Origin of the sequence: Streptomyces sp. NPDC006309 (genome assembly GCF_040613095.1) — a bacterium.
Classification (GTDB): domain Bacteria; phylum Actinomycetota; class Actinomycetes; order Streptomycetales; family Streptomycetaceae; genus Streptomyces.
In genome coordinates this window covers 214,528-226,373 of sequence record NZ_JBEXRO010000005.1, presented here as the reverse complement: position 1 = coordinate 226,373, position 11,846 = coordinate 214,528, and the positions used below count along the sequence as shown (strand labels likewise).

The window sequence follows — 11,846 nt, the reverse complement described above, 5'->3', positions numbered from 1 at the left end:
CTGCGTCAGTGTCCAATCACGCTAGCGACAGGAGCCTATCGACATATTTATAGTTGGTGCCTGCCTGGGGGCCGGAGGAGGCAGGTACAGGGAGGCATGCCATGGATCTGGCCCTGCTGCGGACCTTCGTCACCGTGCACCGGGCCGGTTCCTTCACTCGCGCCGCCGCATTGCTCGGCCTCTCCCAGCCCGCCGTCACCTCGCAGATCCGCACGCTCGAACGTCAGCTGGGCAGGCCGCTCTTCCTTCGCCAGGCGCGCGGCGTCATCCCGACGACCATCGGTGACGAACTCGCGCACAAGGCCGCACCGCATCTCGACGCCCTGGTGGAGATAGCCGAGAGCGGCCTGGACGAGGAGTCCTCGCCCCGGACGCTGCACCTGGCCGGACCCCCGGAGTTCACCGCCGAACGCGCCCTGCCCGCTCTCACGGGGCTGACCGGCGAGGACGGCCGTCGTCTGGCACTGCGCGCCTCCTTCGGCACGGCCGAGGAGGTGCTGGAGGGACTGGCCTCCGGCCACCACGACCTGGCCATCAGCACGGCCCGCCCACGGGGCGCCCTGCTCAGCGCCACTCCGCTCTGCGACGAGGAGCACGTCCTGGTCGCCGCGCCGCGCTGGGCCGATCGCATCGGCTCGGAGATGCTGCGGCTGAAGGGCGCGCCGGCCCTGGATCACCTGCCCGTCGTCGAGGTCCACGAGTCGCTGCCGTTCGTCGCACGCTACTGGGCCTCCGTCTTCGACTCCCGTCCAGCCGCCTCGGGCACGGTAGTCGTCCCCGATCTACGGGCCGTCCTCTGCTGCGCGATCGCGGGAGCCGGACTGGCGGTGCTGCCCCGCTACCTGTGCGCTCCGGCCCTCCGCCAGGGCACCATCGTCGCCCTGCACGACCCGGCGGTCCCACCGCTGCGCACGTACTTCCTGGTGGTGCGCACCGGCACCCTGGCCCTGCCCCTTGTCGCCCGGGCCCACGAGTGGCTCCAGCGTGCCGCCACGGTCTGGTACTGACGCCGGTCGGACGGGCATGCACACCCTGCGGTCGTGTCCTGGCGCTTTGCGATGTTTCACGTGGAACCAACGGGGCCACATTTCTCCCATGACCGTCCGACCCGTGGTCAAGCGCACCGCCCGTGCCGTTCTCCTGGACGGTGACGACCTGATCCTCATCAAGCGCACCAAGCCCGGTGTCGATCCCTACTGGGTCACCCCCGGTGGCGGAGTCGAACCCGGGGACTCAACCGTCGTGGACGCCCTGCACCGCGAGGTGTACGAGGAACTCGGTGCCAAGATCGCCGATGTCGTGCCGTGCTTCGTGGACACCGTCGAGCACATCGGCGAGGACAGCAGCACGACCGGCGTGAAGGTACAGCACTTCTTCGTCTGCCGGCTGGAGTCCATGGACCCCTCGCTGCGTCACGGCCCCGAGGTGGAGGAGCCGGCCGGGGAGTACGAGATCGTCCGCGTCCCGTTCACCCGCGTCGGCATCGCCTCCGTCCACCTCGTCCCGCTGTCCCTGCGTCACTACCTCGACGGCAACATCGAGGGGGTGCGCGCCATGCACGCCCCCGACCTCGGCTGACACGGTCAGTCCGCGACGACGAGCCGTTCCTCCACCACGTCGTGCCGTATACGGCTCGGCGGGATTCCGACGTCCCGCAGCGCGTCGATGCCGCTGCGGATCATCGCGGGCGGCCCCGACACGTAGGCGTCGTACTCGTTCCAGGGGCCGTACCCCCGTACGGCGTCCGGGAGCCGCAGTCGGGACTGCTGGTCGGTGACCGCGCGGACCGTCAGCCAGGAATGGCTCTGCTGGAGCCTGAGCATGGTCTCGATGGCGTACAGGTCGTGCTCGGTGCGGGCGCCGTAGAACACCTCGACGGGCCGGTGCCGGCCGTGCCCGGCGACATCCTCGACCAAGGCCTTGACGGGCGCTATGCCGGTGCCGCCGCCCAGGCAGAGCAGTCCGCTGTCGGTGGTGTGGTCGACGGTCATCGAGCCGGCCGGCGGACCGAGCCGGATGACGTCTCCGGGCCGCGCCCGGTGTGCCAGCGCGTTGGACACCCAGCCGGCCGGGACCGCCTTCACATGGAACGTCAGCAGACCGTCCGGCCGGGGCGCGGAGGCGAAGGAGTAGTGCCGCCACACCCGTGGCCACCAGGGCGTCTCCACGCTCGTGTACTGGCCCGCGAGAAAGGGATAGGGCTGGTCGGGGCGGACCGTGAGGACCGCGACGTCCCGGGTTCGCAACTCATGGGCGACGATCTCGGCCTGCCACCAGGCGGGGGCCCGCAGCTCGTCCGCCGCCGCCGCGTCGATCATCACCTGGGAGATCGTCGTGTACGCCCGTACCCAGGCCGCCTCGGTCTCCGGGTTCCAGACGATGGCGGCGTACTTGCTCAACGCGCCGAGCAGGCATTCGCCCACCGCCGGATAGTGCTCGGCACGCGTTCCGTACTTACGGTGCCCGCGGCCCAGGTTCTGGAGGTGGTCGACGAGAACGCGCGTGTTGTCCAGGTGTTCGGCCGCCATGAGCAGCGCCCTCAGCAGACGGTCCCGCTGGGTGTCCATCGCGGCAGGGAACAGCGACCGCAGTTCGGGATGGCGGACGAAGAGGAGGGCGTAGAAGTAGGAGGTGACCTTGTCGGCGACCGGGCCGATCTCGGTCATGGTGCGGCGGATGAGGAGCGCGTCCGCAGAGACACCCTCGGTGGCCGGCGCCGACCACGGCACCCGCACGGGCTGTGGGGCGGGAGCATCAATCTGCGGGGCCGCGGAGTACCCCTGGGGGAGCGCCGGCGCGGCCCGCGCGTCAGCCCCCTCCGGCGTTGCCTGATCACCGTCCGGCGGAGCCGATGGATCCCTGTGCGGCATGAACCAGCCGCCGCCGTCCGACATGCCGCTCTCCCCCGACGTGGTGGTCGGAGTGTCCATGGTGTGCCCTCGCCTCGAACATCTCTCGGTCGGTCCGCGCACCCCGCTCCTCGCGAGGCGCATGCATTCCCCCGGCGGGTGGCCGGCCGTAGCACTCGGCCCGCAGCCTCCCATCCCGATCGGCTGCCGCGGCCGTATACCCGGAAACGCGGGTCTCGGTCTTTCCTTCTCGTTAGGCTGCTCCCTCCCCGAACGAGTGGCCGTCCACCGCGCGGTCCGCCCATACCCCGTCGAACAGAAAGACGGTGATGACGTAAGGCTGGTTGGCTGTCGATGTTTCACGTGAAACACCCGCAGCTGTCCCCGTGCTGTCCACAAGGCCACGAGATGGCCAAAAGCACGTGCGTCCGCATCGAAACGGGTGGACGGCGAGGGTCTCGGTCGGACAGCCTGACCTGCGTGCCGACTCCTCCCCTCGCCGCTCTGCCCATCCGCCGCCTGACGCTTCGCGACCTCACCGCGTGCGCCGATCTGTCCGAAGACCGGGGGTGGCCCCGCGAGGAACACAAGTGGGGTTTCCTGCTCACGGCCGGGAAGGGCCTGGGCATCGACGACCCCGCGGGCGGTCTCGTCGCCGCGTGCGTGCTCACGGAGTACGGCCCCTGGGGGCAGCCGGATCTCGGCGCCGTCGGCATGGTCCTGGTGGCCGGACGCCACGCCCGCCGGGGGGTCGGCCGCCGCTTGATGCGGCACGTCATGTCGGTCATGGGAGCCACCCCACTGACCCTGCACGCCACGCCCTGCGGCCGCCCCCTGTACGAGGAGCTGGGATTCAAGGCGACGGGCCGGGCGGAGATGCTCATGGGCGGCTTCGTTCCGGGCGGGTCCGAGCCGGGGGTCCCCACCCGTGCTGCCACGGCGGACGATCTTCAGGCGATCCTGCGTCTCGACGAGGAGGTGTTCGGCACCGACCGCACACCTCTCATCACCCGGTTGCCCGCCTTCGCCGATCAGCTGCGGGTGGCCGAGGAGGGTGGCCGGCTCATCGGTTACACGGCCGCATGGCCCAACATGGACACCCACGTCGTCGGTCCGCTGATCGCCCGGGACACCGAGACCGCGAAGGCCCTCATCGCCTCGCTGGCGGCCCACACGGACCGTCCGCTGCGCACCGACATCGACGTGCGCCATGAAGAGCTGCTGGCCTGGGCGAAGGCACGCGGGCTGGCCTCTGTGGCCTTCAACGCCGTGATGACCTACGGCATCACGGATCTTCCGGGGGACTGGACCCGGCGGTTCGCGCCGCTGACGGTGGCCGCGGGCTGAACCGCCGTACGGCAATACGCGGGCCCCGCCGCTTCCAGCGGCGGGGCCCGCGTATTGACTACGGCCGGGTGCTCAGGCGAGTGCCTGTACGGCCGCGGTGGCGAAGCCGTGGTCCTGCTCCGGTGCGCCGCCTCCGACACCGATGGCGCCGATCAGCCGGCCGTCCCGGTGGACGGGGACACCACCGGCGATGAACAGCAGGGGGCGGTCCAGTGCCGTGGGCAGCGTGTGGAAGAGGCCGCCGGGCTGGACGGCGTCGACGAGGCCGGCGGTGGGCGCGTTCAGCTGGAGCGCCGTGTAGGCCTTGCGGGTGCTGGTCTCACCGGAGATCAGCACGGCCCGGTCGTCCCGGCGGAAGGCGAGCAGGTTGCCCCCGGCGTCCAGGACGGTGACGCTGACGGTGACCGCGGCGTCCTCGGCCGCTCGGCGGGCCGTGCCGATGAGCAGCTCGGCGTCCTCGATGGTCAGCGGGGCGACGGCGGTGGTGGTGCTCATGGAACTGTCTCCTTGGTGGTACTGAGGTGAATGTCTGCCGTACCGGGCACGCCCTGGTACGGGTGTCCGACGTGCCGGACGGCTCAGTGGTCGACGGGCGTCCGCTGCCCGGCGGCGGTGCCGGAGGCGGCCGCGGTGGTGCGTGCGCCGTCGCGACGCTCCAGGGCGGCCGAGAGGACGGCGAGGACCAGGGCCGCGGCGGCGAGGACGGCGCCGACCCAGTTGGGGGCCGTGTAGCCGAAGCCGGCCGCGATCACGAGACCGCCGAGCCAGGCGGACAGGGCATTGCCCAGGTTGAAGGCGCCGATGTTCACCGCCGACGCGAGCGTCGGGGCGCCGTGGGCCTGGTCGAGGACGCGCTTCTGTAGCGGTGGCACCGTGGCGAAGCCGAGGGCGCCGATCAGCGCGATGGTCGCCGCAGCCGCGATCTTGTTGTGGGCGGTGAGCGTGAAGAGAGCGAGGACGACGGCCAGGGCGCCCAGCGAGACGTACAGCATCGGCATGAGGGCGCGGTCGGCGAACCTGCCGCCGAGGAGGTTGCCGCCGACCATGCCCAGGCCGAAGAGGACCAGCAGCCAGGTGACCGAGCCGTCGGCGAAGCCGGTGACATGGGTCATCATCGGCGCGATGTAGGTGATGGCCGCGAAGACGCCGCCGAAGCCGAGAACGGTCATCGCCATGGCGAGCAGGACCTGGGCGTTCTTGAAGGCGGCCAGCTCGTGCCGCAGGTGGACGCCGTGCGGGCGCGGCAGGTCGGGCACGAGTTTGGCGATGCCGGCGAGACCGATGACGCCGAGGGCGGCGACGATGCCGAAGGTGGCACGCCAGCCGGCGGTCTGTCCGACGAGTGTGCCCAGCGGGACGCCGACGACGTTGGCCACGGTCAGACCGGTGAACATCATGGCGATGGCGCCGGCCTTCTTGTGCGGCGCGACCAGCTCGGCGGCCGCGACCGAGCCGATGCCGAAGAAGGCGCCGTGAGCGAGCGAGGCGACCACGCGTCCGATCAGCATGACCGAGAAGGCCGGGGCAACGGCGGAGAGGAGGTTGCCGGCGATGAACAGGCCCATCAGCAGCATCAGCATCCGCTTGCGCGGGACCTTGGTGCCGAGGACGGTCATCAGCGGGGCACCGACGACCACGCCGAGCGCGTAGCCCGTCACGAGCAGTCCCGCCGTGGGGATGGAGACCCCGAAGTCGCCCGCGACCTCGGGCAGCAAGCCCATGATCACGAACTCGGTCGTTCCGATTCCGAAGGCCCCGATCGCGAGGGCCAGAAGCGCGAGAGGCATGGGGGGACACCTTCCCAGACGATTGCAGGAGCGCTTTGCGTTTGTCCACAATAATTGCAGACGCGGGTTATTTGCAACCGCCGTATGTTGCGGGCGTGCCCTATCCTGGTGATGCAGCCGCTCCGGGACGGAGGAAACGCCATGACAGCGACGGACCCCGCGCTCACCGCGCTCGCCCAGGGGTGGTGCGCCCTTTCTGCGCTGCACGGAAGGATCGAGGCGCACATCGAGCGCGCCCTACAGGCCGGACACGACCTGAGCGTGCGCGAGTACTCCCTGCTCGACGTGCTCAGCCGGCAGCACGACGGCGAGGGCGGGCACCTCCAGATGAAGCAGGTCGCCGACGCGGTCGTGCTCAGCCAGAGCGCCACCACCCGCCTGGTGACCCGGCTGGAGGACCGCGGCCTGCTGGAGCGGTACCTGTGCCCCACCGACCGGCGCGGCATCTACACCAACGTCACTCCGGCGGGCCTGCGCCTGGTGGACGAGGCGCGGCCCACCAATGACGCCGCCCTGCGTGAGGCCCTGGACGAGGCCTCCAAGAACGCCGAACTGGCGCCGCTGGTGCGGGCGGTGGAGTCCCTGAACGTGCCCGCATAGGGTGCGGGCATGGGAGATCTTGAGATACGGGACGCGACCGCCGACGACCTCCCGGCGATCGTCGCCATGCTCGCCGACGACCCGCTGGGCGCTCAGCGCGAGTCCCCCGACGATCTGACGCCGTACCGGGCCGCGCTGGAGCGCCTCGACGCCGACCCGAACCAGCACCTCGTCGTGGCGGTGCGCGAGGGCCGTGTGATCGGGACCCTCCAGCTCACGATCATCCCGGGCCTCTCGCAGAAGGGAGCCACCCGCGCGCTCATCGAGGCGGTGCGGATCCACGCCGGCGAGCGCGGCAGCGGGCTGGGCAGCCTGCTGATCGAGTGGGCGGTCGACACGTCCCGGCGGCTCGGCTGCCGGTTGGTGCAGCTGACATCCGACAAGTCGCGCACCGACGCCCACCGCTTCTATGAGCGGCTGGGTTTCACAGCGTCGCACGAGGGCTTCAAGCTGCGCCTCTGACCGCAGCGCCGGGCGGACGAGAGCGCCGGGAACCGAGCAAGGGGGGTGTTTCACGTGAAACACCCCCCCTTGGATGCCCAGGGCTAGCCGATGCCCCGCCACCCCTCCGCGTCGACCCCGCCGGGCACCGGTGCCGCAGGATCGTACGGCTGCCGTGTGAACACGAACGAGCCGAGATCGAAGTGGCTCACGGTTTGACCGGGACGCCGTACCGGCCGCAGCAGTTCGCCGGCATAGTAGCCCTCCACACCCGTCCACGTGCCGTCACCGTTCGCGCGGAAGCGGGCACGACGGCCGCCACCGGTCAGCGGTGCCAGCACGAGGAAGCCGTCGGCGGTAGCCCGCAGGGCGAAGGCGTGCGTTCCCCAGTACCACTGCCCCGCCAGCTCCAGCACCGCCGGATCCACCTCCCGCAGGGGCCGCCAGGGCTCGGGGATGCGCGGTTCGGCCTCGGCGACGATCCGGACCAGGTCCGCGCCCACCGCTCCCAGCAGCGGTCCGCTCGTGCAGTTGGCGAGGACCACCGCGGCCACGTCGTCCTCCACACAGAGGGTGAGGTTCGCCAGGAATCCCGGCAGGGAACCGGAGTGCCCGACCAGGAGTCGGCCGTCGCGACGCTGGATCTGCATCCCCAGGCCGTAGGTGGCCCCGTCCATCACGTCCGCGGCCTCGGTGGGCGCCGCGGGGGTGCGCATCTCCCGTACCGACTCCGCACTCAGGACCCGGTCGTCTCCCCGCGCCAGGAAGGCGGCGAACCGCGCCAGGTCCCCGGTGGTCGACCAGAGCTGGCCGGCCGGCGCCATCCGGCCCAGGTCCTCCAGCGGCTCGGGCAGCAGGGCGTCGGCCCACGGGTGCACCGCCCAGCCACTCGCGTGCGGGGCCTGCGGCTGCGCGCTCGTCCGGCGCAGGCCCAGTGGCTCCAGGATCTCGTCGCGCAGCACCTTCTCCCAGGAAGCACCGCGCAACTGCTCCACCAGGGCGCCGAGCACCGTGTAGCCGGGGTTGGAGTAGTGGAACCGCCGGCCGACGGGATGCAGCAGGGGCTGGTCACCGAGCACATCGCTCAGCTCGGGCCGCAGCGCACCGGGGGTACGCTCCCACCACGGCGCGGGTGACTCGGCCGCCAGCCCCGCGGTGTGCGCGAGCAGTTCCGCGATCGTCGCCTTCCCCACGCCGGTGCCGGGCAGATGCCTCTCCAGCTGATCACCGAGGTCGAGCACACCCTCGTCGCGCAGCCGCATCACCAGCACGGCAGTGAAGATCTTGGTGAGGGAGCCGATCCGGTACTGCACGGTCTCGTCCGGCCCGTGCCCGTCCACCGAGGTCCGCGCACCGTGCCACACGGCCTGTCCGTTCCGTACGACGACGGCAACGAGCGAGGGAGCCCGCCCCTCGGCCTGTGCGACAGCGATCCGGTGCAGCAAGGCACGCCGGGTGCCAGGGAGCAGCGCTTCATGAGATGTCGTCATGGGCACAGTCCACCCGGTTGCGGCGCCGGACGTCGAATATGGACCTGCGCGGTGCGAGGGCATGGCCTCAGGACGCGCGGACCGAAAAGGGGGCTGTACCGGCAGGGGCGGACAGTGCCATGGTCATCTCCGGCGCGTTGCGCCAATGAACGCCGGAACGACCGGCCCTCACCGGACCGGTGAGCAACGAAACCCGCTCGCACCACTCCGATAACATGTTCTAACTTACGACGATCGCCCCTATCACCTGCCCTAACCGGAAAACCATGCCAGCCAGCACGATGAGTGACCTACTCCACCAACCCCTATCAAATCGGCCGAACCATTGATACTTATGGAATCGCGGGCATTTTCCCGAATAAGGCGTGGAATTCAATCTTCCGCGTGGCGCCGTCCACGGCCCCTGCTGTGGGCCGCAGCGGGCGTGGTGGCCCTCGGATTCCTCATCGCACTGGAGATCGCCGCTCGTCGCTACGGTCTGCCGGGGCCGATCACCAACCAGGTGAAGGAAGTCGTGGTCGCCCCGAAATCGGGGCCCCTGCTATACGCCAGCATGGCTTTGATGATGGTCGTACTCACCTGGCGGCAACGGTTGATCGCCGCTGGTGTCGCGATCGGCATCGACGTCGTCTTCCTGCTGGTGCGCTGGGCGGCCGATGCCAAGCTGGGCTTCGGCAACGGCGCGTTGTGGGTGGTCCTGGGCTACGCGGTCATCGCTGTCACGCGCCGCACCGGACGGGAACGAGTCCTGCTGCTGAAGGGCGTCGGGCTGGGCCTGCTACTGGTGGCCGGCCGCAAGACCGGTGACACCTGGCTGCTCATCACGTCGAAGACCCGGCCGACGGTGCTCGACCAGTACGTGGCGACCGCCGATCACGCGCTGGGCAACCCGTCCTGGGTGGCAGGCCGGATCGTCAGGGCCACCGGCCCGATCGGCGACCATGTCCTGGACTACGTCTACATCCAGCTCGCGGTGGCCGCGGTCGTCGTCGCGCTCTACCAGCTGCGCAACGTGGCGGCCGAGCGCCGATTCCCGCGCCACCATCTGGTGCGCACCTTCCTGGTGATCGGCCTCCTGGGGCCCGGCATCTACATGCTCTTCCCCGTGGTCGGACCCATCTTCGCCTACGGCGCGGACGGCGGGCACTGGGCGGTGGCCGACCAGTGGCCGCACACACCGCCGGTCATGGCGACCCCGCACGACATGCCGTTCGACGAGATCACCCCGCGCAACTGCATGCCGAGCCTGCACACCGCGTGGGCTACCGCGATCTTCATACATTCCCGCAAGGGGCCGCGGCTGCTGCGCTTCGCCGGCACCTTCTGGCTGATCGCCACGCTCGGCGCCACCCTGGGCTTCGGCTACCACTACGGCACGGACATCATTGCCGGCGTGGTGTTCACCCTCACGATCGAGGCGGCTCTGCGCTCACTCGAACGCGGCTGGGACCGGTCCGGAATCCAATTGGTCGCTTACGGCACGACGGTCTTCGCCGCTCTCCTGGTGTCCTATCGCTATCTGCCGGTGCACATGGCCGGGCATCCGTCGGTGTTCGGACCACTCCTCGTTCTGGCGATGGTCTCCGTGATCTATGGCTACGTACGGACCACCGGACCGTGGGAACCGAAAACCGCGCCGGTCCCCCAACCGGAACCCCAGCCGGAACTGGTCTGAGCCCGGGAGCGAGTCCATGGGCGGCCTCACACACGCCGCTGCCAGGCGGACACCAGCCTGGCAGCCGTAGCCACCCAGGCCATGTGCCGGCGCAGTGAGGCGCGCGGTCTGGACCCGCGCCGTTCTGCCGACGGCGAAGAGCGGCCCCACCGGACTCGGCGATCACTACAGTCCGGACCCATGACGACGGTCACCACACGCACGGTCGAGTACCCGGCCGACGGCCTCACGATGATCGGTCACCTCGCGCTCCCCGCCGGTGTCGGCCGCCGGCCCGCGGTGCTGCTCGGACCGGAGGGCATGGGGCTCAGCGACGTCGAACGCCGGCGGGCCGATGCGCTCGCCGAGCTGGGATACGTGGCGCTGGCCTTCGACCTCCACGGCGGGCGCTACTTGGGCGACCCCGAGGAGATGCTGGCCCGGTGCATGCCGCTGCTCGCCGACCCCGACCGGATGCGGGGCATCGGCCACGCGGCGCTCGACGTGCTGCGCACCGAACCGCGGACCGACCCCGACCGGATCGCCGCTATCGGCTACGGCACCGGGGGCGCCATCGGGCTGGAACTCGGGCGCGACGGCGTCGACCTGCGCGCGATCGGGACGGTCAACGCACTGACCACGGGCCGACCGGGCGAGGCGGCGCGCATCCGCTGCCCGGTGTGGGCCGGGGTCGGGTCGGAAGACCCCATCATGCCGCCCGCACAACGGGACGCGTTCACCGCCGAGATGCAGGCCGCGGGCGTCGACTGGCGCCTCGTGGTCTACGGCGGGGCGTTGCACGCCTTCCACCACCCGCCGGTCGACCACCCCGTGGTCCCCGGCGTCGGCTACCACCCGCGACACGCGCAGCGAGCCTGGCGCGACGTCGTCGACCTGCTCGCCGAGTGCCTGCCCGTAACGGAGTGAGCCGAAGCCTCAGGACCGCCGTCGTGATGACGCGACAGCGGGGGAAAGGACACGGATCCTGAGGCGCTGCATCGGCAGCATCGGGCAGGAACTCGCCCGAGCGGCGGCCGTCGTCGGTAGGACCGGGGGCGGCAGGGCGGTCAAGTGCCGGTGTGTCCCCTGGATTCCCCTGTCGTGCCTGTCCATCCCTGGTCGAGGAGGGTGAAGATCCGGTCGAGGGCGGCCTCGGGGTCCTCCCGCCCCCGGACGAGGGTGACGGCGTCGAGGGCGAAGTGGGCCAGTGCCTGGCAGCCGGCGTCATCGGCGGGCAGCCCGGTGTCGGCGGCGATCGCGGCGGCCAGGGCGTTCTCGTGGCGCAGCCACATGCGGCGGGCGTACTCGCGCAGCACCGGAGTGGTGTCGATCAGGCGGAGGAATCCGGCGAAGCGGGGGTCGTCGCGGACCCGCTGGGAGCTCTCCTCGCGCAGCAACTGACGCAGCGCCTGCGGGATCGACCGGCCCTCCGGGCGGTCGCGGACGGCGGCCACCAGCGCGGCCTCACGATCGGTGTCCTGGTCGAAGACCAGCGCTTCCTTGCCGTCGGGGAAGTGTTTGAACAGCGTGGTCACCGAGACATCGGCGGCCTCGGCGATCTCCCGCACGCCGACCGCGTCGTAGCCCCGCTCCAGGAACAGCCTCAGCGCCGCGTCCGCCAGGGCCTGGCGGGTGGCGGCCTTCTTGCGCTCACGGCGCCCCATCTCGGTCACGCTCC

The 11,846-nt window shown here is 70.7% G+C and carries 12 protein-coding genes; 7 read left to right on the top strand and 5 right to left on the bottom strand.

What is annotated here, in order from left to right; genetic code table 11:
* The first annotated feature begins 101 nt into the window (after nucleotides 1-101).
* Nucleotides 102-1,007 (top strand): LysR family transcriptional regulator, encoded by a 906-nt coding sequence (locus ABZ117_RS10105; RefSeq protein WP_356819147.1) that lies wholly within the window; start codon nucleotides 102-104, stop codon nucleotides 1,005-1,007.
* Nucleotides 1,008-1,095: 88 nt separating this feature from the next.
* Entirely contained in the window at nucleotides 1,096-1,578 is a 483-nt protein-coding gene (locus ABZ117_RS10100; protein ID WP_356819146.1) for an NUDIX hydrolase, read from the top strand.
* Nucleotides 1,579-1,583: 5 nt separating this feature from the next.
* On the opposite strand, the gene ABZ117_RS10095 is transcribed toward ABZ117_RS10100, so the two are convergent.
* Complete coding sequence (locus ABZ117_RS10095; protein ID WP_356819144.1) at nucleotides 1,584-2,930, bottom strand: globin domain-containing protein; 1,347 nt, start codon at nucleotides 2,928-2,930, stop codon at nucleotides 1,584-1,586.
* 399 nt (nucleotides 2,931-3,329) lie between these two features.
* On the opposite strand from ABZ117_RS10095, the gene ABZ117_RS10090 reads away from it, so the two are divergent.
* On the top strand, nucleotides 3,330-4,196 hold the full coding sequence (locus tag ABZ117_RS10090; protein ID WP_356819142.1) for a GNAT family N-acetyltransferase: 867 nt from the start codon (nucleotides 3,330-3,332) through the stop codon (nucleotides 4,194-4,196).
* Nucleotides 4,197-4,268: 72 nt separating this feature from the next.
* Here the strand turns inward: ABZ117_RS10090 and ABZ117_RS10085 are convergent, their stop codons facing one another.
* Nucleotides 4,269-4,691, bottom strand: coding sequence for a heme-binding protein (locus ABZ117_RS10085; RefSeq protein ID WP_356819141.1), 423 nt, complete (start codon nucleotides 4,689-4,691; stop codon nucleotides 4,269-4,271).
* An 83-nt stretch (nucleotides 4,692-4,774) separates the two neighbouring features.
* Nucleotides 4,775-5,983, bottom strand: a complete 1,209-nt coding sequence (locus ABZ117_RS10080) for an MFS transporter (RefSeq protein WP_356819140.1) — start codon at nucleotides 5,981-5,983, stop codon at nucleotides 4,775-4,777.
* A 141-nt stretch (nucleotides 5,984-6,124) separates the two neighbouring features.
* Here ABZ117_RS10080 and ABZ117_RS10075 point away from each other — a divergent pair, with 141 nt between their 5' ends.
* Nucleotides 6,125-6,583 carry a MarR family transcriptional regulator gene (locus tag ABZ117_RS10075; RefSeq protein WP_356819139.1) on the top strand — a complete coding sequence of 153 codons (459 nt, stop codon included), beginning with the start codon at nucleotides 6,125-6,127 and terminating at the stop codon, nucleotides 6,581-6,583.
* A 9-nt stretch (nucleotides 6,584-6,592) separates the two neighbouring features.
* Nucleotides 6,593-7,045 (top strand): GNAT family N-acetyltransferase, encoded by a 453-nt coding sequence (locus ABZ117_RS10070; RefSeq protein WP_356819137.1) that lies wholly within the window; start codon nucleotides 6,593-6,595, stop codon nucleotides 7,043-7,045.
* An 83-nt stretch (nucleotides 7,046-7,128) separates the two neighbouring features.
* Here ABZ117_RS10070 and ABZ117_RS10065 read toward each other — a convergent pair whose 3' ends face one another.
* Entirely contained in the window at nucleotides 7,129-8,514 is a 1,386-nt protein-coding gene (locus ABZ117_RS10065) for a serine hydrolase domain-containing protein (RefSeq protein ID WP_356819135.1), read from the bottom strand.
* Between the two features lie 334 nt (nucleotides 8,515-8,848).
* On the opposite strand from ABZ117_RS10065, the gene ABZ117_RS10060 reads away from it, so the two are divergent.
* Both ABZ117_RS10060 and ABZ117_RS10055 read left to right on the top strand, forming a co-directional pair.
* Nucleotides 8,849-10,189, top strand: coding sequence for a phosphatase PAP2 family protein (locus ABZ117_RS10060; protein WP_356819134.1), 1,341 nt, complete (start codon nucleotides 8,849-8,851; stop codon nucleotides 10,187-10,189).
* 180 nt (nucleotides 10,190-10,369) lie between these two features.
* Nucleotides 10,370-11,095, top strand: a complete 726-nt coding sequence (locus ABZ117_RS10055; protein WP_356819132.1) for a dienelactone hydrolase family protein — start codon at nucleotides 10,370-10,372, stop codon at nucleotides 11,093-11,095.
* A gap of 140 nt (nucleotides 11,096-11,235) precedes the next feature.
* Here the strand turns inward: ABZ117_RS10055 and ABZ117_RS10050 are convergent, their stop codons facing one another.
* Nucleotides 11,236-11,832: a helix-turn-helix domain-containing protein gene (locus tag ABZ117_RS10050; RefSeq protein ID WP_356819381.1), complete on the bottom strand. Its 597-nt coding sequence runs from the start codon at nucleotides 11,830-11,832 to the stop codon at nucleotides 11,236-11,238.
* Between the last annotated feature and the right edge of the window lie 14 nt (nucleotides 11,833-11,846).